Raw genomic sequence first — 20,409 nt, forward strand, 5'->3', positions numbered from 1 at the left:
CCGTGACCACCGCGTCAACGTCGCTCGCTCATCGTCGGTCAGCGTCAGCGGCGCAGTGGGACGCCCGGTTCTCGGCATCCCACCACCCTACCCACTTATCAGGCGAATTTCCGGCGCAGGACACTAGAGGCCCCGTCTCTGTCTTGTCCGCGTTGCCCGGCTGGTGCGTGCCGCCCTGCTGCCAGCCACGAACGACAGGACGACGATGCCCTCTATTACACCCGATATCGCCATGATCGAGGTCGCCGGCGGCGTCGATACTCACCTGGACACCCACACCGCAGCGGTGATCGACCAGGTCGGCCGAGTGTTGGGCACCCAGCAGTTCCCGGCCACGGTGGCCGGCTACACCGCGTTGTTGGCCTGGATGCGCGGTTTCGGTCGCCTGGGGCGAGTCGGGATCGAGGGCACCGGCGCTTATGGGGCCGGTCTGGCCCGCCGGCTGCGCGACGAGCAGGTCGAGGTGATTGAGGTCGACCGGCCCGACCGTAAGACCCGCCGGTTCCAGGGCAAGTCCGACCCGATCGACGCCATCCAAGCGGCCAAGGCCGCCCTGGCCGGCGACCGGACCGGGATCCCCAAGCAGCGCGACGGCCGCGTCGAAGCCCTGCGCAACCTGCGGGTGGCCCGGCGCAGCGCCGTCGACCAGCGCGCCGACACCCAACGCCAGATCAAGACCCTGATCGTCACCGCCCCCGACGAACTACGCGCCCAGCTACGCGGCCTGACCGTCAAGCAGCTGATCACCGTCTGCGCGAGGATGCGACTCGACCCGGCCGACGCCGCAGCCCCCGTAACCGCCGTCAAAATCGCCCTGCGGTCCCTGGCCCGTCGCCACCAACAACTGTCCGCCGAGACCACCGACCTGGACGAGGTCCTCGATCCCTTGGTGGCCGCCATCAACCCCGGCCTACTCGCCGCCAACGGCGTCGGCACCGACGTCGCCGGCCAACTGCTGGTCACCGCCGGCGAAAACCACGAACGGCTCGCCTCCGAAGCAGCCTTCGCCATGCTCTGCGGTGTCGCCCCGATCCCCGCCTCGTCCGGCAAGACCACCCGGCACCGCCTCAACCGCGGCGGCGACCGCCAGGCCAACGCCGTCCTATACCGAGTCGTGCTCTGCCGCCTGCGCTGGGACCCCCACACCCGCGAATACATGCAACGCCGCACCAAGGAAGACCTCTCCAAGAAAGAGATCATCCGCTGCCTCAAGCGCTACATCGCCCGCGAGCTCTACCAGCTCATCACCTCAAACGATCTCCAACTCGCCGCTTGACATCCATAGGAGCATCCACCCCGCCGACGGCCGACCCGCCGACCCGCCGGGCCGGCGGCGGACCACGGCAGAGCGGGCCGGGTTGGGCTAGCGTTGCGGGCATGTCCCGGGAGATGTGGGTACTCGTCGTCGTCGGCGGCATCCTGGCGCTGGCGACGCTTGTCGGCGCGGTCCTGCTGGCGATACGGGTGGTCCGCACCCGGCGGCTGCTCGGCACGCTCGGCATGGGCGGCAAGGTGGCCTTCTACGGCGCCCTGATCTACACGATCCTCCCGGTCGACGTGTTGCCCGACCCGATCTACCTGGACGACATGGGGGTGCTGGCCGGGGCCCTGATCTATCTGACCCGCCTGGCCCACCAGCGCCGGACGGCCGATCGACCGCTGCCCGGCCGACCGGATGCTCCGACCGCCGGATCCGGCACCCCGCCCGGTCCGGGTCGGTCCCGCCAGATCGTGTCATGATCGGGGCCGAGCCGGGGCGACGCCGGCCACGGGACGGGGAACGGACATGGCCGGCAGGCACCAGTTGGACCCGTACGACGAGCGCGTCCTGGCGTTCTGCCGCGAGCGGCACCTGGCCACGCTGACCACCCCGCGTGCCGACGGCACGCCGCACGTCGTACCGGTCGGGGTGACCTACGACGCGCCGGCCGGGCTGGCCCGGGTGATCACGTCCGGTGGTTCGGCAAAGGCCCGGCACGTGGAGGCCGCCGGAGCGGCGGGGGTTCCGGTAGCGGCCTGCCACGTCGACGGCCGCTGGTGGCTGACCATCGAGGGTCGGGCGGTGCTGCGCACGGACCCCGAGGCGGTGGCCGAGGCGGAGCGCCGGTACGCCGAGCGCTACCGCCAGCCGCGCCCCAATCCGGAGCGGGTGGTCATCGAGATCACCGTGAACCGCCTCCTGGGCGCCCTCCCACCCGCCGCGTCCCACTAGGACCCGCGACGGCGGGCCTTGCCCCACCAGAAAAGCGTCTCGCGACCCGCCGGCCTACTGACGACGGGCGGCGGGCAGGTGCGTGCGGGTCCTCGTCCGCTCATCGACGGTGATGGGTTCGGGTGGCCCGGGGCGGGGGTACAGGCCCCACCGGGAGCCGATCCGTCCGCAACCGGTAAGGGGCACCGAGATGAGCAACGCACAGGCCACCACGGGTCAGGACGTCGTGGACGTCCTGACCACCGACCACCACGAGATCGAGGCGATCTTCATGGAGCTGGCGGCCCGACAGGGTGACGCGGAGCATCGTCGCCGACTGGCCGACGTGTTGATCGCCGAGTTGGTCCGGCACGCGGTCGCCGAGGAGATGTACGTCTACCCGACCGCCCGCCGGGCACTGCCCGACGGCGACCAGCTCGCCGAGCACGAGATCGCCGAGCACGCCGCGGCCGAGCGGACGCTGAAGGAGCTGGAGCCGTTGGACCCGTCCGACGCCCGCTTCGAGCCACTGATCAGCCATCTGACCAAGGCCATCCGGCACCACGTGCAGGAGGAGGAGTCGGAGCTCTTTCCCCGGCTGCGGGCGGCTGTCGCCCGCGAGGAGCTCGTCGAGCTGGCCGACCGGGTGCGGGCGGCGAAGCGGCACCTGCCGACCCGCCCGCATCCCGGCGCCCCGGACCACCCGCCGGCGAACCGGCTGATCAACCCCGGCACCGGGCTGGTCGACCGGATCAGGGACGCGCTGAGCGGGCGACCGACCACCATGGCGGAACTGCACGACGACGCGCAGGACTGAGCGGGGGTGGTGGTCGCTTCCGGGTACCCCGCCGGAGGCGACCACCACCCGGTCAGGGTTCCGGAGCGATCCGGCTGTCGTCCGCCGCGTCGGAGACCACGATCGCCTCCATCGGGCAGGACTCGGCGGCGTCCAGCACCGCTTCCGCCGGGTCGATCCGCTCGGCCACCGGCCGGGACAACCCGTCCACCAGCACGAAGTGGGTCGGGGCGTAGCCCGCGCAGATTCCCGTCCCGATGCACCGGGTCGGGTCCACGTGCACCCGCCAGCCGCGCTCCCCCATCTGCCCCATCGTCCCTTCCGCTACCAGCCGACGGGCAACGCCGTCAGGCCCCGGACCAGCAGGCCGCTCTTCCAGGTCAGCGCCGACTGGGGCACCGCCAATCGCAGGCCCGGGGCCCTGGCCAACAGCGTCTCGATCACCACCTGGAGTTCCATCCTGGCCAGTTGGGCACCGATGCAGTGGTGCGGCCCGTGCCCGAAGGCGAGGTGCGGGTTGGCCTCCCGGTCGAGGTCCAACCGGTCGGCGTCGGGGAAGACGGTCTCGTCCCGATTGGCCGAGGGGATGGAGACCAGCACCGGTTCCCCGGCCCGGACCAGCACCCCACCGAGCTCGACGTCCACCAGGGCGTACCGGGCGAACGCGGAGGTGGCACCGAGCGGGATGAAGCGCAGCAGCTCCTCCACGGCGGACGGCACCAGGGCCGGCTCGGCGCACAGCCGCTGCCAGACGTCCGGCTCGGTCAGCAGGACGTAGACCAGGTTGGGGATCTGGGTCACGGTGGTCTCGTGCCCGGCGGCCAGCAGCCCCGCCGCCAGGCGTACCACCTCGTCCTCGGTGAGTCGGTCGGCGTTCTCGTCGCGGGCCCGGACCATCGCCCCGATCAGGTCGTCGGTGGGCGTCACCCGCCGCTGGGCGATCAGCCCGGCCATGTACGACAACAGGTTGTCGAGATAGCTCTGTGCCACCTCCGGTCGTAGCGACGTGGTCGACACGATCGCCTCCGACCAGGTGTGGAACCGGTCCTGGTCGGCGACCGGCACCCCGAGCATGTCGCAGATGACCCGGATGGGCAGCGGGGTGGCGACGTGCGCGACCAGATCGGCCGGTGACCCGGCGGCGATCATGCCGGCCACCAGTTCCCCGGCCAGCTCCCGGGTACGCGGGCGGAGTTCCTCGACCCGGCGGGCGGTGAACGCCTTCGCCGCCAACCGGCGCAGCCGGCTGTGCTCGGGCGGATCCATTCCGAGGATGCCGGCCTCCCGCTGGTACGGGATGCTGCGCGGCTCGTCCCGGCCGACGGCGGCGGCCCGGCTGAACCGGGGGTCGCCCAGCACGGTACGCACGTCGGCGTGCCGGGTGGCCAGCCAGGCCGGTTCGCCGTACGGGAGTTGGACCCGGATCAGCGGCTCGTCGCGCCGCAGCCCGGCGTAGCGGGGGTCGACGTCGAGCCGGTGCGGATCGCTGAACGGATACGGCCGGGCGATCGTGGCGTGCGTTGTCTCGGTCACCGGGGATGCTCCCTCTCGTCGACGGCCCGCAGTGCCGCGCGCCGGTCCACTCCACACGACTCCACGGTGAGTCATGCCCCGACTGCGGATAGTAGCGAGACTCTTCGATGGTTGCCAGAGGTGAGCAGTTTTTGACACGACACTGCCGGGCCACCCGTGTTCGGTGGCCCGGCAGGTGGGAAGCGCTCAGCGACCCTGGTCGCCCTCACCGGTGCGCGCCTGGGCCGCGTCGACACCCTTGTCGATCTGCTCGTCGTACCTGCCGCCGGTCCGCTTGTCGGCGTAGTCGCCGGCCTTGTCCAGACCCTGATCGACCTGCTTGTCGTGCTTGTCGGCGAAGTCCTTGGCCTTGTTCATGAAATCGCTCATGACGTCCTCCTCGTCGTCAGCCTGCTGGTTCCCCGACCACCCGGGCGCAAACACCACGGCGCGCCGTGGCACGGCGGCAGCAGGCGAGCCGGGGCGCGGGGTGGGCCGACCGGGTGTCGAGACCGACCGGGTCGGGTATCGACCCCGCCGAGACCGAGGAGGATCCGACGTGGTCGAGGACGGTGCCGGGCGTACGCCCGAAGTGACGGCGGCGGGCGCCCGCCCCACCCCACGGCAGGCCTGGGCGACGCTGCCCTGGCTGGTCCGCACGGCGGTGGTGTGGAGCGCCTGCCTGGTGGTCGTGGTGCTCGGGTGCTACCTGCTGGGCAAGGTGGCGGTGCTGCTGGCGCCGCTGGCGATCGCGGTGGCGGTGACCCTGTTCCTCACCGCGCTGCTGGATCCGGTGCTGCTGGGCCTGCGGCGGCTACGGGTGCCGGCCGCGCCGGCCGCCCTGCTGACCGTCCTGTTGCTGCTCGGCGTGCTGGTCGGGGTGGGGGTGCTGGTGTGGAACCTGACCGCCGCCCAGTTCGGGGAGCTGAGCCAACAGCTCGACGAAGGGCTGCAACGCTCCCGCGACTTCGTCACCGAGACCCTGCCGGTCAGTGACGCCCAACTCGACAAGCTGGTCGGGCAGGTCCGGGACGGCCTGGGCGGCGGCGCCCCCGACCCGGTCGGCGGGGCCCGTACGGCGGCCGAGGCGGCCGGCTCCACCCTGCTCGCCCTGGTGCTGCTGTTCTTCCTGCTCAAGGACGGCCGGTCGATGTGGCACTGGGTGCTGCGCCGGATGACCGGCCCGAACCGTACGGTGACCGCCGAGGCGGGCCGGGCCGGCTGGCGGACCCTCGGCTCGTACAGCCGGGGCACGATGCTCATCGCGGCCATCGACGCGATCGGCATCGGGCTGGCGCTGGTGCTGCTCGGGGTGCCGTTGGCGCTGCCACTGGCGCTGATCACCTTCCTCGGCGGCTTCGTCCCGATCATCGGGGCGACGGTGGCCGGCGCGGTCGCCGTCCTGGTGGCGTTGGCCGCCAACGGCCCGACCACCGCGTTGCTGGTGCTGGCGGCGGTGATCGCCGTCCAGCAGATCGAGGGCAACCTGCTGGAGCCGTTGATCATGAAGCGGCAGGTGCAGCTGCACCCGGCGGTGATCCTGGTGGTGGTCACCGCCGGCACGCTGATCGCCGGCATCGCGGGGGCGTTCGTCTCGGTGCCGATCGCGGCGGTCGCCTACCGGGTGGTCGACACAGTCCAGCGGCACCGCGAGCAGGCCGCGTCGACGCCGCCGGACGACCGCCCGCACCACCGCCACACCGACCCACCCGCCACCCCCGCCTGACCCACCGATCCATCACCCCCACACCGCTGGCCATGATCGTGGAAAGGACGTGCGCCAACGACGAGACGCCGCCGGGCCTCGTGTCGCCGCCCCAGCCGCCCCCGCGACCCGAGCCACCGCAGCTTTCCAAGATCATCACAATGAGGGCTGTCGGGTCGGGACGGAGAGGTGCCGGGTGAACCAGCCGGCGGCGGCGTCGGCGACCTCGTCCAGCGTGCCCGGTTCCTCGAACAGGTGGGTGGCACCGGGCACCACCCTCAGCTCGTGCGGGGCGGTCAGCAGCCCGGCGGCCTGCTCGTTCAGCGTGATCACCTGCTCGTCGAGGCCCCCCACCAGCAGCAACGTCGGCGCGCGTACCTCGGCCAGGGCCGGGCCTGCCAGGTCGGGCCGGCCACCCCGGGACACCACCGCGCCGACCCGCTGCGGACGTCCGGCGGCGGCCACCAGGGCGGCGGCGGCACCTGTGCTCGCCCCGAACAGGCCGACCGGCAGCCGGCCCAGCGTGGGTTCCGCCCCGAGCCAGTCGACGATCCCGGCGAGCCGACCGGCCAGCAGGTCGATGTCGAAGCGCAGCTCGGCGGTACGGGCGTCGACCGCGTCCTCCTCGGCGGTGAGCAGATCCACCAGCACGGTCACCAACCTTCGGCGTTGGAGCACCCGGGCCACCGCCACGTTGCGCGGGCTGTGCCGGGAGCTGCCACTGCCGTGGGCGAAGAGCACCACACCTGTCGCGTCGTCCGGCCCGTCGACGTCCGCCGGCAACCGGGCGTCCGGCAGCGGCACCGTCGCCTCGGCGCGTACCCCCATGGTGTTGCTCCTTTCCGCCCGTGCGGTCGGTGGCGGTTACCCGCCCGGTGGCCGATCTCACCCTTGCCGCCCTCGCCCGGTGCCGCGCTCGCCCGGTGCCGCGCTCGCCCGTTGCCTTGACACCGGCGACAAGGTCTAGCGTGACGCCAGGGACGGGCCGAGGAGGTCGGATGCTGATCGGTGAGCTGGCGGAACGGGCCGGCACGAGCACCCGCACGCTGCGGTACTACGAGACGCACGGGCTGGTCCGGCCACGCCGCTCGGCCAACGGCTACCGGGTGTACGACGAGGCCGAGCTGCGGGTGGTGCACGAGATCCGGGCGCTGCTGGCGGTCGGCTTCGGCCTCGACGACATCCGGCCGTTCGTGGCCTGTCTGCGGGCCGGCCACGCCTCCGGGGACGTCTGCCCCGACTCGGTCGCCGTGCTGCGCCGAAAGCTGGCCGAGGTGGACGCCTACCTCGACCGGCTCGGCACGGTACGACGCCAGCTGCACGAACAGCTCACCCAGGCCATCACGCAACGGGAGGAAACATGTCTCAGGACACGGCAGCGGGACCGCTGACCGCCGTCACCGACGCCACCTTCGCCGACACGGTGCTGACCGCCGACCGGCCGGTGGTGGTCGACTTCTGGGCGGACTGGTGCCCGCCCTGCGTCGGGACCTCCCGACACCTGGCCGAACTGGCCGAGGAGTTCGGCGACCGGCTTCGGGTGGTCACCGTGGACACCGACGCGAACCCCGCCACCGCCCGGACCTACGGGGTGATGTCGCTGCCCACCATGCTGGTGTTCGTCGGCGGCGAGGTGGTCGGCTCGATCATCGGCGCCCGGCCGAAGAACCACCTGCGGCTCGCCTTCACCCGCCACCTCGACGGCTGAACACCGAACCGCACCGGCACGGCGGCGTCTGCCGCGATGTCCGGGCGGCGATGTCGGAGGCTGGTGCCGTTTGCGGCGGTGGCGGGCGGGAAGTCGGGCGGGACACCGGCGCAGCCGCGCCCCGCACGGATCACGAGGTTCGCCATGGCCAAGCGGAAGGCACGTCAGCAGACCCGGACCATCGAGCAGGAGCGCCCCGAACAGGACGCCGAGCACAACCCCGACTGGGCGGACGAGGCGGCGCAGGCGCGTACCCCGGACGACCCGCGGGCGGTGGCACCGCGCGATGCCGCTGGCCGCCCCTCCGACGGCCCTCAGTTCTGACCCCCCGGCGGCCGTCGGGGTCGAGGGAGGACACCAGGCACGTTGTGTGGACAGTTCTTGTCGCTCCCGCGACAAGAACTGTCCACGATGGACCCGGAACAGCACGACCGGCCGGACCGCACGATGGACCCGGAACAGCACGACCCGGTTGGCCGGGCGAGGTCAGGAGCGGGATTCCGGGAGGCGCAGCAGCGGGGCCCGACCGGGCGGCTGTTCCGGGTCGGGGCCGTCCTGGTGGGTCTGCGGTACGGGTACCGTCACCGGCGCGGCGGAGGTGACCCGGACGGTCTGGCCGTGGTGGCGCAGCTCCACCTCCGTGTCCGGGCCGCCGTTACGCAGTGAGTAGGTGGTCTGGTGCGGCCGGACGTCCACCCGCAACCGCATCGACCGCCACTGCAACGAGAACTCCAACCGGCTCAGCCGGCTGGACAGCCGGGGGGCGAACGACAGCTCGCCGTCGTGGTCGCGCAGCCCGCCGAAGCCGGCGACCAGCGCGATCCACGCCCCCGCGAGTGACGCCATGTGTACGCCGTCGCGGGTGTTCTCGTTCAGGTCGTGCAGGTCCATCAGCGCTGCTTCCCGCAGGTAGCTGTGGGCCAGTTCGGGGTGGCCCACCTCGGCCGCGAGCACCGCCTGGGTGCAGGCCGACAGAGACGAGTCCCGCACCGTACGCCGCTCGTAGTAGAGGAAGTTGCGCAGCTTCTGCGCCTCGGTGAAGGCGTCCCCCCGCCAGTGCATCGCCAGCACCAGGTCGGCCTGCTTGACCACCTGCTTGCGATACAGATCGAAGTACGGGTAGTGCAGCAGCAGCGGGTACTTTTCGGCCGGGGTGTGCTCGAAGTCCCACTCCTGGAGCCGGGTGAAGCCCTCCACCTGCTCGTGCACATCGAGGTCCTCGTCGTACGGGATGTGCATGGCCTGGGCGGCGTCGCGCCACTCGGCCGCCTCCTCCTCGGTCACCCCGAGGTCGAGGGCCTCGTCGCGCAGGCGCATCGCGCAGTCGGCGGCGGTGAGCAGGTTCCGCTGCGCCATCAGGTTGGTGTAGATGTTGTCGTTCTTGACCGCCGTGTACTCGTCGGGGCCGGTCACCCCGTCGATGTGGAACCGGCCGTACCGGTCGTGGTGGCCCAGCGAACGCCAGAGCCGGGCGGTCTCCACGAGCAGTTCCAGGCCGATGTCGCGTTCCAGTTGCTCGTCGCCGGTGACCAGCACGTAGCGGCGCACCGCGTCGGCGACGTCGGCGGCGATGTGGAAGGCGGCGGTGCCGGCCGGCCAGTACGCCGACGACTCCGGGCCCTCGATGGTGCGCCACGGGAAGGCCGCGCCGGCCAGGTTCAGCGTACGGGCCCGTTCGTGGGCCTGCTCCAGGGTGGCGTGCCGCCAGTACAGCGCGTCGCGTACCGCGCCGGGCTGGGTGTACGTCAGCACCGGCAGGACGAACATCTCGGTGTCCCAGAAGGCGTGCCCGTCGTAGCCGGGGCCGGTGAGCCCCTTGGCGGAGATCGGTCGCCGCTCGGCCCGCGCCCCGGCCTGGAGCACGTGGAACAGCCCGAACCGGACCGCCTGCTGCACCTCCGGGTCCCCCTCGACCCGGACGTCGGCGGCGTCCCAGAACTCGTCGAGGTATTTCCGCTGCTCCCGGTGCAGACCGTCCCAGCCGGTCAGCCGGGCGGCGGCGAGCGCCGCGCCGACCTGGTCACGCAGCGCCGGCAGGGAGCGCCGGCTGGACCAGCCGTAGGTGAGGTACTTGACCACCCGCAGCGACTCGCCGGGCTGGAGCACGCAGCCGACCGTGGTACGGACCCAGTCCTCGTACCCCTCGGACTCGATCGTGGTCCGGCTCGGTGCGGTGACGTCATGGCCCATCCCGGCGGCCACCCGCAGCCCGCTGACCTTGGTGCGGTGGATGAGCAGACCGCCGTCGTCGGTGGTCAGCTCCTCCTCGGCCTGCAACGGTGACTCCAGCACGGCGGCGACCCGGGGGTCGCGGCTCTGCGCCGGCAGGTTCTCGTTGGCGACCAGCTCGGACTGGAGGATCAGCCGCAGCGGGCCGCTGACCGCCTCCACCTCGTAGTGGATAGCGGCGACCGAGCGCTGGGTGAAGGAGACCAGCCGGGTGCTGCGGACCTTCACCTCCCGGCCGGCGGGCGAGCGCCAGTGCATCTCCCGGTAGAGGGTGCCGGCCCGCAGGTCGAGGACCCGTTGGTGGCTGAGCAGCTCGCCGTAGCGCAGGTCGAGGGGTTCGTCGTCGACGAGCAGCCGGATCAGCTTGCCGTTGGTGACGTTGACGATGGTCTGCCCCGACTCGGGGAACCCGAACCCGGCCTCCGCGTAGGGCAGTGGACGCAGCTCGTAGAAGGAGTTCAGGTAGGTGCCGGGCAGGCCGTGCGGCTCGCCCTCGTCGAGGTTGCCGCGCAGCCCGATGTGGCCGTTGGAGAGCGCGAAGACCGACTCGGACTGGGCCAGCACGTCCATGTCGAGACGGGTCTCCCGGATGTGCCACGGCTCGACCGGATAGGCCCGTTCGCGGATCATGCGGCCGGTCCGGTCAGCAGGTCAGCGAGGTCGGTGACCACCACGTCGGCACCGTGGGCGCGCAGCTCGTCGGCCTGCCCGGCGCGGTCGACACCGATCACGTACCCGAAGTCGCCGGCCCGGCCGGCGGCCACCCCGGCCAGCGCGTCCTCGAAGACGGCGGCGTCGGCGGGGGCCACCCCGAGCAGCTCGGCGGCGGCGAGGAAGGTGTCCGGATGCGGCTTGCCGCGCAACCCCTCGGCGCGGGCGACCAGCCCGTCGACGCGTACCTCAAGCATCGGTTCCAGGCCGGCGGCGGCGACCACGTCGCGGCAGTTGGCGCTGGCCGAGACCACCGCGCGGCGCAACCCCGCCCGCTCGGCCGCCTTCAGATAGGCCACCGATCCCTGGTACGCCTCGACGCCGTCGTGGTGGATCCGGTCGAGCAGCACCACGTTCTTGCGGTTGCCGACACCGTTGACGGTGTCCGCGCCCGGCGGGTCGTCCGGGCTCCCCTCGGGCAGGGTGATGCCCCGGGAGGCGAGGAAGGAACGCACCCCGTCGGCGCGTGGCTTCCCGTCCACGTAGCGGTTGTAGTCCGGGCCGGGATCGAACGGCCGGAACGGTTCGCCGCTGGCCTCGGCGTGCCGGCGCAGCAGGTCGTCGAAGGTCTGTTTCCAGGCGGCGTTGTGCACCTTGGCGGTCTGGGTCAGCACGCCGTCGAGGTCGAAGAGGCAGGCGGTCACATGAGCAGGTAGGCCCAGCACGCTACGAATCTATCCACCGTCCCGGTCGGGCAAACCCCTTTCCCCACCCGCCACGCGGGCCGACAACCCGGGGCGGGGCAGGGTCAGCGCCAGCCGACGTCGATGCGGTCGCCGCGTTCGTCGAAGAAGTGCAGGGCGTCCATCCGGACCGCGACCGCCATCGGGTGACCCGCCGAGATCGCCGGGTAGGGGGCGAGCCGTACCGCCAGCTCGGCCGGGCGGCGGTGGTGCCGGCCGGGGTCGTTCAGCACGCTGCCCCGGTTGCCGCCGGGCGTCGGGGCGGGCTCCTCCGGTTCGCCGGCCCGCCCGGTGAGCCGGGACATGACCTGGCCGAACCGGCGCAGCCCACGCTGGCCCGGGACGGCGTCCTCGGCGGGGGCGCTCATCTCGTCCACCATGATGGCGGTGGCGCCGATGTCGAGGAAGGCGAGCGACTCGTGCCCGTGGTGCTCCAGGTAGCGGACCCGCCCCTGGAGCACGTCACCGGGGGTGTCCGGGGCGACCGGGGTGAGCGCCTCGGCCCGCATCCCGACCACGATCCGCTCGCCGTGGTAGTGCGCCACCGCCCGACTGCGGATGTCGTCCCACGGCAGGTAGAGCGCCTGGTCACCGAGGGTGAGCGTGACGTACCTGTCGAGGTGGACATAGACCGACGCCTCGAGCAGGTTCATCCGGGGGCTGCCGAGGAAGGCGGCGACGTACAGGGTCGCGGGCCGGCCGTACACCTGGGTGGGGGTGCCCACATCCTGGAGCACGCCCTTGCGCATGATGGCCACCCGGTCAGCCATGGTCAGCGCCTCGGCCTGGTCGTGGGTGACGTAGATGGTGGTGACGCCCAGCTCGCGGGTGAGCCCGGAGATCTCGGCCCGCAGCTCGGCGCGCAGGCCGCTGTCGAGGTTGGACAACGGCTCGTCCATCAGGAAGAGCCCCGGCCGGCGGACGATCGCCCGGCCCATCGCGACCCGCTGCCGCTGACCGCCGGAGAGCTGACTCGGCTTACGGGCGAGCACGTCGCCGATGCCGAGCGCGCTGGCCACGTCCTGCACCCGCTCGCCGCGCGGTTCCGGCTCGATCCCGGACAGCTTCAGTGGGAAGCCGATGTTGTCACCGACCGACATGTGCGGATAGAGCGCGAAGTCCTGGAAGACCATGGCGATCCTCCGGTCGCGCGGCGGCAGGTCGTTGGCGACCTCACCGTCGAGCAGCACCGCACCACTCGTCGGGTCCGCCAGACCCGCGATCATTCGCAAAACGGTTGATTTCCCGCAGCCGGACGGGCCGAGCAGCACCATGAACTCACCGTCGACGACGTCGAGGCTGACGTTGTCGACGGCGACTGTTCCGTCCTGGAAAACCTTTGTGACGTCCTTCAGCGCGACGGTGGTCACCGTCTCCTCCCCCAGCTTGGCCGAACCCCGGGGTTGACTGTGACGAGCATCATCGGGTTAGCACATCGGGTAAACGTGCCATGTTCGACTGATGACAGCCCTATTACGGGCCAGTACGGCGATCCACCACGGATCACCCAGGTTCTCCGAGGAACACCCGGCGGACCACCCGCTCGGCGGCGTGCCCGTCGTCCCAGCGGCAGAACCGCTCCCGGAACTCCTCCCGGGCCCGGTCGGCCGACGCCCCGGTCACCGCGCCGGAGCGGAAGACCCCACATAGTTCGTCGAAGGTCGACGCGACCGCGCCCGGCGGCTCGGCGGTGACGTCGAAGTAGACCCCCCGGGCCACCCGGTAGGCGTCCCGGTCCGGCGCGTAGATCACGATCGGCCGGTCCAGGACCCCGTAGTCGAACATCGCCGACGAGTAGTCGGTGACCAGCACGTCGGCGGCCAGGTAGAGATCCTCGACGGCACCGACGGCACTGACGTCGACCACCCGTCCCCCGGTGCGCCGCCGGTCCCGACCGTCCCGGTCGTGGAAGTAGTGGCTGCGCACCAGCAGCCGCCCCGCCGGCCCGAGCACCTCCAGCAGCCGGTACGGGTCGAACGGCGGCCGGTAGCCCGGCAGGTGCTCCCGGTGGGTGGGCGCATAGAGCACCACCCGCTCACCCGGGGCGATCCCGAGCCGGGCGCGCACCGCCCGCACCTCCTCGGCGCTGGCGGTGACCAGCCGGTCGTTGCGCGGATAGCCCACCTCCAGCCGCACGTAGTCCGCCGGATAGGCGCGGTCCCACATCTGAGTGGAGAAGGCGTTGGAGGTGATGCTGTAGTCCCAGCGGTCCACCCGGCGCAGCAGCCCGGCGAAGTCCATCCCGACCGCGCCGAGCGGGTACCGCTGCTGGTCCAGGCCCATCACCTTGACCGGGGTGCCGTGGTGGGTCTGCACGTGCACCTGGCCCGGTCGCTTGCGGACGAAGTCGGGGAAGTTCACGTTGTTGACCAGCCACCGGGCCCGCGCCAGCGCCCGCTGACACTCGCGGGTGCCGGCGACGACGTACTCGGTGCCGGGCGGGAGGGTGTCGATCCGGTCCCGCCGGACGATCCACACCCCCCGTACCTGCGGGGCGAGCCGGCGGGCGGCGGCGTCGATCGCCGCCGGGTTGCAGGCGTAACCGCGGTACCAGTAGGCGGCGTAGACGGCGAGCGTCGGGTCGATCGGCCGGCGCAGTTCGGCCCGGTAGTACTCGTGCAGCAGCGCGTCCCGGGCCAGCCGGGCGGTCCGCCGGGCCACCGGCCGGGCCCGCCGGCCGGCCACCCGCGCGGTCTCCCGGGCCTGGTTGACGGTACGCAGCGCGCTGAAGGTCCGCCACCGCCCGGTGGCGACCAGCAGGTGCTTGACCCCGTCCAACCCTCCCGGCACCGGGTAGCCCCCGGCCGGGTGAAAGCGCCTGTGGTCGGCGGTGATCCGCCGGAAGAACGCCTGCCGCAGTTCCGGGGCGATCCGGTCGCCGTTGCCGAGCACTGTCAGGTAGTGCCAGATCATCCGCTCGAAGACCACCGGCCGTAGCCCGGCCGACTCCGGTCGGTCGTCGAGGAAGCCGAACACCCGGTGCCACTGGTCGAAGACCTCGAAGTGCCTGTCGTCGAGGGTCCGGGTGATCGCGCCCGCCCGGCGCTGCCGGTAGTTGACGCAGACCCGGTCGAGCACACCGATCCGGTCGGCGGCCAGCAGCACCGGGTAGCTGAATGCGACGTCCTCGTACCAGCCGGGGGCGAAACGCAGCCCGAGGCCGGTCAGGAACTCCCGGCGGACCGGCCGGTTCCAGGCGGTGTGCAGCAGGCGTAGGGTCTGCGGCCGGTCCGCCAGCCGGAAGGTCGCCGCACCGGGCAGCTCGGGAAAGACCTCCGGCAGTGCGCTTCGGGTGGCGTGCCCGTCCCAGTGCACCCGGACGTGGTCGACAAGCAGCACGTCCGGTCGGGTGGCGGTGAGCCGGTCGGCCACCTCGGGCAGGCAGTCCGGGGTGAGCCAGTCGTCGCCGTCGAGGAACCAGACGTACTCGCCGGTGGCCCGGTCCAGCCCGGCGTTGCGGGCCGGACCGAGCCCGACGTTGTGCGGCAGTCGTACCGCCCGGACCCGGGGGTCGCGGGCCGCGTACTCGGCGAGGATGTCGCCGCAGCCGTCCGGGGAGGCGTCGTCGACCCCGATCACCTCGATGTCCCGCACCGGCTGGTCGAGCAGCGAGTCCAGGCATTCGCGCAGGTAGCCCTGCACCCGGAAGGCCGGTACGACGAAGCTGATCAACGTCATCCGGCCGCCCCTGTCGTCAGCCCGCCCTGTCGTCAGCCCGGCGAACCACCCCGCACGGGTACGGCCGCCGCCCGGCTCGCGCGGGCCGGCAGGACCACCCAGGCCAGCACGACACTCGCCACGAAAACCACCAGAAGGTACGCACCGAGTGTAGCCATGGCAGGGCCGGCAAATCCGGCGATCGCCGCCACCGCCAGCAGCACCGAACGCCCCTCCCAGCCCAGCGTCCAGGCGTGCAGTGGCGGGGCCGCCTGCCGCTTCTCCAACCGGGCGGTCAGGTCGTAGTGGTGCACGGTAAGCACGAAGACGTACCCGAAGATCAACCAGGCCGGCACCCCGCCGACCACCCCGACCACCACGGCGAAGAGGTACTCGCCGGCCCGCAGCGCCGCCGGCACCAGCCAGTCCAGCGGCCCGTTGTGCGCCGCGCCCGCCCCCAGCCCGGCCACCAGCAGCACCAGCAGCGCCACCGGCAACCACCAGCGCAGGCCACCCGGGTCGGCGTCACCGGCCGACCGGAGCAACCCCACCACCAGCAGCACCGCCGGCCCTAGTGCCCCGAGCACCGCCAGGGTCAGCGGACCCATCGGGCGGACCACAGGCAGCCGGGCCGCCAGCGGGCCGTCGTCACGGTGCAGCGTCGCGTCGACCGTGTCCAGCACCGGCACCCACATCCAACGCGCCCGCAGGGTCCGCAGCGCACCCGTGTAGCCGAACGCCAGCACCCCCCACACCAGCACCGAGACCAGGCTGACCAGCGGCCCGAACAGCGCGGCGGTGACCGCGATCAGCGCCCACCGCTCGCCGATCGGGAAGACCACCGTCCGCTTCAGCCAGTACGACACCGAGCCGGTGTCCGCCTGCACCCGGGTCGAGGCGGCGTTCAGCTTCCCGCCGATCCCCCCGGCGGCCGGGGTGGCCGGGCGGGGACGCCGGGCCGCCTCGTCGTGCAGCACCCCGTACCAGGCGTCGGTCATGTGCCGGACGGTCTGCAGGGTCATCGCGGCGATGGCCAGCGCCCAGCCGTAGCGGAACCCGGCGTGCGTCGCGCCGTAGCCCAGCCCGGCGTAGACCAGGTACTCCTTCGCCCGGTCGGCCATCGTGTCCAGCCAGCCGCCCCAGGCGCTGAAGTGCCTGGTGTAGCGGGCCAACTGTCCGTCCACGCAGTCCAGCACGAAACCCAGGTAGAGCAGGACCGCGCCGGCCACCAGGGCGACCCGGCCACCGGCACCGAAGAGCACCGCCGCGACCACCGCGAAGAGCACCGAGATCATGGTGACCCCGGTCGGCGTCAGGCCCAGCCGGGCACACGCCTTCGTCACGTACGGCGACCAGGTGCTGACGAAGTAGGTGGTGAAGAAGTCGTCCCGCTCCTTCACCGACAGCCGCAACTCGGCCCGGTCCTCGTCCACCCCGGCCAGGGCCGCCTCGGCGGCGGCCAGCTCGGCCGGATCGGCCACCCGGTGCGCCACGAGCAGGCGTACCCGGTGGGCGAAGGTCAGGGTGCCGAGGTCGGTGAGCGCGGCGAACAGCCGGTCCACGGCGGAGCCGGCCGCGCCCCCCGCTACCGGGCTGTGGGCGGCCTGCGCCGTCACCGGGCCGTGGGCGGCGCGGGCCGCGGCGGCCAGCGCGGGCAGGTCGTCCGCGCCGACCCGCAGCGCGCCGCCGAAGACGCCTGTGGCGTCGGGCAGCTCCGGGCCGGCGTCGACCACCTGCCCGCGCTCCTCGCGGACCACCGTCCGGCCTTCGGCCGGCGGGTCGGTGAGCACCAGGGCCACCGTCGGGCCGACCGGACTGGTCACCAGATGCTTCAGTACGGCCGTGTGCGCGACCAGGTCGGCCCCGGTGACCAGGACCGGGCCGGTGACGGTGTCCACCAGGGCGGCCAGCTCGGTCAGACCGGTGACGGTGGCGACCCGGTCCGCCCCGGCCCGGCGCAACTGCTCGGCGAGCCGGTCGGCAAGTGGTCCGCCCGTGCCGGTGGGCGGGCCCGCGGCCGGCGCACCGGCGGCGAGCACGATCGCCACTGTCACCTCGGCACCGCGGCGTGGTACGCGTCGAGCGCCTCGGCGACCGTCCCGTCCACGGTCAACCGCCCACCGTCGAGGTAGAGCCCCCGACGGCAGAACCGGGTCAGGTCCTTCTCGTTGTGTGACACCAGCACCAAGGTGCGCCCCTCCGCGAGCAGTCGGTCGATAGTCGAATAACACTTCTTGCGGAACTCCGCGTCGCCCACCGCGGTCACCTCGTCCATCAGCAGGACCGGGTGCGGCAGGTGCGAGATGATCGCGAATCCGAGCCGTACCTTCATCCCCGACGAGTAGTGCCGGACCGAGGTGTCGATGGCCCGCTCCACCTGCTCACCGGCGAACGACACGATGTCGTCGAAGTGCCGCTTCAGGTAGCCCGAGGACAACCCGTGCAGCCCGCCGACCAGGTAGAGGTTCTCCCGCCCGGTCAGGTCGTTGGAGAACCCGGCGGAGAGCTCCAGCAGCGGCGCGACGTCGCCCCGGACCCGGATCCGCCCCTCGTCGGGGATGAGCACCCCGGCGATCAACCGCAGCAGGGTGCTCTTGCCGGTGCCGTTGCGCCCGATCACGCCCAGCGTGTCGCCCGCCTCGACAGTGAACGAGACGTCCCGCAGCGGCCAGAACTGGCCCGCGACGGCGGCCCGACCGCCCCGGTGGATGAAGAGTTCCCGCAGCCGCAGCTGCCGACGACGGTTACGGACGAAACGGATGCCGAGACCCTGCGCCTCGATGATCGGCGGCACCTACAGTTCCTTCAGCACGGCCGGTTCGAGCCGGCGGAACGCCCACCAGCCGGCCACCAGCACCAGCAGGCTGCCGGCGATCGTGGTGGTCAGCAGCCGGGCGTCCGGGAACTCGTCCGGGTACCAGATGGCGTGCTGGAGCTGGAAGATGCCGACCAGCGGGTTCAGCTCGTACGCCACCTTCACCCAGGTCGGCATGCCGGACTCCCGGACCAGGCTCAACGGATAGATGATCGGGGTGGCATAGAAGAGCACCCGGATGACCAGCCGCATGAACCGCTCCACGTCGCGCATCAGCACGTTCACCGCGGACAGCAGCAGGGCCAGCCCGACCAGCAGGGTGCCCTGCACGGCGACGGCCAGCGGCAGGCTCAGCAGCGACCAGCCCAGCTCGATCCGGCCGTGGGCGGCGTAGACGGCGGCGACGGCCAGCAGGATCGGCAGGCCGGCGACGTACTCGGCGAACCGGCCGGTGACCCGGCCGATCGGGAAGACCTGCCGGGGCACGTTCATCGTGGTGATCAGGCGGGACTGCCCGGTCAACGCGTTTGTCGCCTCGCTCAGTGCCGAACTCGTCCACATCCAGGCGAAGATGCCGGTGATCAGGAAGAGCGGGTACGACCCGGCGGCCTCGCCGAGGTGCCGGTTGGTCGGCCCGGAATAGAGCACCCCGAAGACGAAGAAGTAGATCGCGCCCATCCCCAGCGGCTCGATCAGCGACCAGAAGTAACCGAGCACGGACTGCTGGTACTTCACCGCGAGATCGCGCCTGACCAGGATGCGCAGCGAGTTGCGGTGCGACCACAACGCCGTGACGCCTGCGGTCACCGTCGCCTCCCGCCTGACAACAACGGACGACAGGTTAGCAGTCGGTGAACGAACGCCCCTCAGCACTCGATCACGTTGACGGCCAGGCCGCCGCGTGCCGTCTCCTTGTACTTGACCTTCATGTCCGCCCCGGTCTCGCGCATGGTCTTGATGACCTTGTCGAGCGAGACGTGGTGCACCCCGTCGCCGCGCAGCGCCAACCGGGCCGCCGTGATCGCCTTGATGCTAGCCACCGCGTTGCGCTCGATGCAGGGGATCTGCACCAGCCCCCCGACCGGGTCGCAGGTCAACCCGAGGTTGTGCTCCATGCCGATCTCGGCGGCGTTCTCCACCTGCTCGGGGGTGCCACCCAACGCCTCGGCCAGCCCGGCGGCGGCCATCGAACAGGCCGACCCGACCTCGCCCTGACAGCCCACCTCCGCCCCGGAGATGGAGGCGTTCTCCTTGAACAGCACCCCGATCGCCCCGGCGGCCAGCAGGAACCGCACCACCCCCTCGTCGGAGGCGCCCGGCACGAACCGGGTGTAGTAGTGCAGCACCGCCGGGATGATCCCGGCCGCGCCGTTCGTCGGGGCGGTGACCACCCGGCCACCCGCCGCGTTCTCCTCGTTGACCGCCAGCGCGAACAGGGTCACCCAGTCCATCGCGCGCAGCGGGTCGGTCGAGCCGGCGTCCGCCTCCAGGCTGCGGCGCAGCTCGGCGGCGCGACGACGGACCCGCAACCCACCCGGCAGTACGCCGTCCCGCTCGCCGCCGTGCGCCACGCACTCCCGCATCACCCGCCAGATGTCCAGCAGCCCCGCCCGCACGTCCGCCTCGCTGCGCCAGGACAGCTCGTTGGCGAGCATCACCGCGCTGATCGACAGGCCGGTGCCGGCGGTGACCTCCAGCAGCTCGGCACCTGTGGTGAACGGATGCCGGACCGGGGTGGCGTCCGGCCTGATCCGGTCCGCCCCGGCCGCCGCCTCGTCCACCACGAACCCACCACCGACCGAGTAGTACGTCCGGGTGAGGACCTGCTCCCCCGCCGCGTCCCAGGCCGAGAAGACCATCCCGTTCGGGTGGTACGGCAACGACCGGCGGCGGTGCAGCACCAGGTCCCGGTCCGGCTCGAAGTCGATCTCCTGGGTGCCGAGCAGGGCGAGCCGGCGCTGGGCACGGATCTCGGCGACCCGGGGCCCGACGCTGTCGGTGTCCACCGTCTCCGGGCTCTCCCCGGCCAGCCCGAGCAGCACCGCCCGGTCACTGCCGTGGCCGTGGCCGGTCGCGCCCAGAGAACCGAACAGCTCGGCCCGGACCCGGGCGACGGTGTGCAGCAGCCCGTCGGCCTTCAGCCCGGTGACGAAGGTACGCCCGGCCCGCATCGGGCCCACCGTGTGCGAGCTGGACGGGCCGATGCCGACACTGAAGAGGTCGAAGACACTGATCATCGCTGCGCTTCCTCGCCGTCGCCCCGGTGGTGCCGGGTCCGGCCGGGTTCGTGGCCACCCGGGGTCCCGGCGACCTGCGGATCCCGCCCGGGGTGGGGGCGGCGTCGACCGGCGAGCCTACCCGCCCACCCCGGGCCCACCCCACCCCACGCCCCACCCCACGCC

Annotated in this window: 20 protein-coding genes; 8 read left to right on the forward strand and 12 right to left on the reverse strand. The window is 72.2% G+C overall.

What is annotated here, in order from left to right; genetic code table 11:
- Positions 1–232 precede the first annotated feature (232 nt).
- From AC0AIB_RS28415 to AC0AIB_RS28430, 4 genes are all read left to right on the forward strand, one after another.
- Positions 233–1,276, forward strand: a complete 1,044-nt coding sequence (locus AC0AIB_RS28415; protein WP_465097839.1) for an IS110 family RNA-guided transposase — start codon at positions 233–235, stop codon at positions 1,274–1,276.
- 101 nt (positions 1,277–1,377) lie between these two features.
- A complete protein-coding gene (locus AC0AIB_RS28420; RefSeq protein ID WP_328340593.1) occupies positions 1,378–1,740 on the forward strand; it encodes a YkvA family protein in 363 nt (120 codons plus the stop codon).
- Between the two features lie 46 nt (positions 1,741–1,786).
- Positions 1,787–2,212, forward strand: a complete 426-nt coding sequence (locus AC0AIB_RS28425) for a pyridoxamine 5'-phosphate oxidase family protein (RefSeq protein WP_328340595.1) — start codon at positions 1,787–1,789, stop codon at positions 2,210–2,212.
- A 190-nt stretch (positions 2,213–2,402) separates the two neighbouring features.
- A complete protein-coding gene (locus tag AC0AIB_RS28430; protein WP_328340597.1) occupies positions 2,403–3,008 on the forward strand; it encodes a hemerythrin domain-containing protein in 606 nt (201 codons plus the stop codon).
- 52 nt (positions 3,009–3,060) lie between these two features.
- Here AC0AIB_RS28430 and AC0AIB_RS28435 read toward each other — a convergent pair whose 3' ends face one another.
- From AC0AIB_RS28435 to AC0AIB_RS28445, 3 genes are all read right to left on the reverse strand, one after another.
- Complete coding sequence (locus tag AC0AIB_RS28435; RefSeq protein ID WP_328340599.1) at positions 3,061–3,291, reverse strand: ferredoxin; 231 nt, start codon at positions 3,289–3,291, stop codon at positions 3,061–3,063.
- A gap of 20 nt (positions 3,292–3,311) precedes the next feature.
- Positions 3,312–4,520 carry a cytochrome P450 gene (locus AC0AIB_RS28440; RefSeq protein ID WP_328340601.1) on the reverse strand — a complete coding sequence of 403 codons (1,209 nt, stop codon included), beginning with the start codon at positions 4,518–4,520 and terminating at the stop codon, positions 3,312–3,314.
- 186 nt (positions 4,521–4,706) lie between these two features.
- Positions 4,707–4,889, reverse strand: coding sequence for an antitoxin (locus tag AC0AIB_RS28445; protein WP_088643551.1), 183 nt, complete (start codon positions 4,887–4,889; stop codon positions 4,707–4,709).
- 169 nt (positions 4,890–5,058) lie between these two features.
- On the opposite strand from AC0AIB_RS28445, the gene AC0AIB_RS28450 reads away from it, so the two are divergent.
- Positions 5,059–6,225, forward strand: a complete 1,167-nt coding sequence (locus tag AC0AIB_RS28450) for an AI-2E family transporter (protein WP_328340602.1) — start codon at positions 5,059–5,061, stop codon at positions 6,223–6,225.
- 135 nt (positions 6,226–6,360) lie between these two features.
- On the opposite strand, the gene AC0AIB_RS28455 is transcribed toward AC0AIB_RS28450, so the two are convergent.
- On the reverse strand, positions 6,361–7,032 hold the full coding sequence (locus AC0AIB_RS28455) for a dienelactone hydrolase family protein (protein WP_328340603.1): 672 nt from the start codon (positions 7,030–7,032) through the stop codon (positions 6,361–6,363).
- Positions 7,033–7,202: 170 nt separating this feature from the next.
- Between AC0AIB_RS28455 and AC0AIB_RS28460 the strand changes: the two genes are divergently transcribed.
- The 3 genes from AC0AIB_RS28460 to AC0AIB_RS28470 all read left to right on the forward strand — a co-directional run bounded on the left by AC0AIB_RS28460 (position 7,203) and on the right by AC0AIB_RS28470 (position 8,236).
- Positions 7,203–7,595, forward strand: coding sequence for a MerR family transcriptional regulator (locus AC0AIB_RS28460; protein ID WP_328340605.1), 393 nt, complete (start codon positions 7,203–7,205; stop codon positions 7,593–7,595).
- Positions 7,565–7,912 (forward strand): thioredoxin family protein, encoded by a 348-nt coding sequence (locus tag AC0AIB_RS28465; protein WP_328340607.1) that lies wholly within the window; start codon positions 7,565–7,567, stop codon positions 7,910–7,912. Before AC0AIB_RS28460 ends, AC0AIB_RS28465 begins: the two co-directional genes overlap by 31 nt.
- A 144-nt stretch (positions 7,913–8,056) precedes the next feature.
- Positions 8,057–8,236 carry a hypothetical protein gene (locus tag AC0AIB_RS28470; protein ID WP_328340610.1) on the forward strand — a complete coding sequence of 60 codons (180 nt, stop codon included), beginning with the start codon at positions 8,057–8,059 and terminating at the stop codon, positions 8,234–8,236.
- Between the two features lie 162 nt (positions 8,237–8,398).
- Here the strand turns inward: AC0AIB_RS28470 and AC0AIB_RS28475 are convergent, their stop codons facing one another.
- The 8 genes from AC0AIB_RS28475 to AC0AIB_RS28510 form a co-directional block, all read right to left on the reverse strand.
- Positions 8,399–10,771, reverse strand: a complete 2,373-nt coding sequence (locus AC0AIB_RS28475) for a glycoside hydrolase family 65 protein (protein ID WP_328340612.1) — start codon at positions 10,769–10,771, stop codon at positions 8,399–8,401.
- On the reverse strand, positions 10,768–11,517 hold the full coding sequence (locus tag AC0AIB_RS28480; protein ID WP_328340613.1) for an HAD family hydrolase: 750 nt from the start codon (positions 11,515–11,517) through the stop codon (positions 10,768–10,770). The genes AC0AIB_RS28475 and AC0AIB_RS28480 overlap by 4 nt, the downstream gene beginning before the upstream one ends.
- 83 nt (positions 11,518–11,600) lie before the next feature.
- Entirely contained in the window at positions 11,601–12,905 is a 1,305-nt protein-coding gene (locus AC0AIB_RS28485; protein ID WP_328340615.1) for an ABC transporter ATP-binding protein, read from the reverse strand.
- A 133-nt stretch (positions 12,906–13,038) separates the two neighbouring features.
- A complete protein-coding gene (locus AC0AIB_RS28490) occupies positions 13,039–15,213 on the reverse strand; it encodes a bifunctional glycosyltransferase/CDP-glycerol:glycerophosphate glycerophosphotransferase (protein ID WP_465097838.1) in 2,175 nt (724 codons plus the stop codon).
- Between the two features lie 32 nt (positions 15,214–15,245).
- Positions 15,246–17,246: a DUF5941 domain-containing protein gene (locus AC0AIB_RS28495; protein WP_442930587.1), complete on the reverse strand. Its 2,001-nt coding sequence runs from the start codon at positions 17,244–17,246 to the stop codon at positions 15,246–15,248.
- Entirely contained in the window at positions 17,243–17,986 is a 744-nt protein-coding gene (locus tag AC0AIB_RS28500) for an ABC transporter ATP-binding protein (protein ID WP_328340619.1), read from the reverse strand. The genes AC0AIB_RS28495 and AC0AIB_RS28500 overlap by 4 nt, the downstream gene beginning before the upstream one ends.
- Positions 17,987–18,814, reverse strand: a complete 828-nt coding sequence (locus tag AC0AIB_RS28505; protein ID WP_328340621.1) for an ABC transporter permease — start codon at positions 18,812–18,814, stop codon at positions 17,987–17,989.
- Positions 18,815–18,873: 59 nt separating this feature from the next.
- Positions 18,874–20,244 carry an L-serine ammonia-lyase gene (locus AC0AIB_RS28510; RefSeq protein ID WP_328340624.1) on the reverse strand — a complete coding sequence of 457 codons (1,371 nt, stop codon included), beginning with the start codon at positions 20,242–20,244 and terminating at the stop codon, positions 18,874–18,876.
- Between the last annotated feature and the right edge of the window lie 165 nt (positions 20,245–20,409).

The organism is Micromonospora sp. DSM 43699 (genome assembly GCF_055517075.1).

Bases quoted from the DNA above. Each gene is read 5' to 3' on its own strand.
- AC0AIB_RS28415 (WP_465097839.1), top strand. From the start codon at position 233: ATGATCGAGGTCGCCGGCGGCGTCGATACTCACCTGGACACCCACACC.
- AC0AIB_RS28420 (WP_328340593.1), top strand. From the start codon at position 1,378: ATGTCCCGGGAGATGTGGGTACTCGTCGTCGTCGGCGGCATCCTGGCG.
- AC0AIB_RS28425 (WP_328340595.1), top strand. From the start codon at position 1,787: ATGGCCGGCAGGCACCAGTTGGACCCGTACGACGAGCGCGTCCTGGCG.
- AC0AIB_RS28430 (WP_328340597.1), top strand. From the start codon at position 2,403: ATGAGCAACGCACAGGCCACCACGGGTCAGGACGTCGTGGACGTCCTG.
- AC0AIB_RS28435 (WP_328340599.1), bottom strand. From the start codon at position 3,291: ATGGGGGAGCGCGGCTGGCGGGTGCACGTGGACCCGACCCGGTGCATC.
- AC0AIB_RS28445 (WP_088643551.1), bottom strand. From the start codon at position 4,889: ATGAGCGATTTCATGAACAAGGCCAAGGACTTCGCCGACAAGCACGAC.
- AC0AIB_RS28455 (WP_328340603.1), bottom strand. From the start codon at position 7,032: ATGGGGGTACGCGCCGAGGCGACGGTGCCGCTGCCGGACGCCCGGTTG.
- AC0AIB_RS28460 (WP_328340605.1), top strand. From the start codon at position 7,203: ATGCTGATCGGTGAGCTGGCGGAACGGGCCGGCACGAGCACCCGCACG.
- AC0AIB_RS28465 (WP_328340607.1), top strand. From the start codon at position 7,565: ATGTCTCAGGACACGGCAGCGGGACCGCTGACCGCCGTCACCGACGCC.
- AC0AIB_RS28470 (WP_328340610.1), top strand. From the start codon at position 8,057: ATGGCCAAGCGGAAGGCACGTCAGCAGACCCGGACCATCGAGCAGGAG.
- AC0AIB_RS28475 (WP_328340612.1), bottom strand. From the start codon at position 10,771: ATGATCCGCGAACGGGCCTATCCGGTCGAGCCGTGGCACATCCGGGAG.
- AC0AIB_RS28490 (WP_465097838.1), bottom strand. From the start codon at position 15,213: ATGACGTTGATCAGCTTCGTCGTACCGGCCTTCCGGGTGCAGGGCTAC.
- AC0AIB_RS28510 (WP_328340624.1), bottom strand. From the start codon at position 20,244: ATGATCAGTGTCTTCGACCTCTTCAGTGTCGGCATCGGCCCGTCCAGC.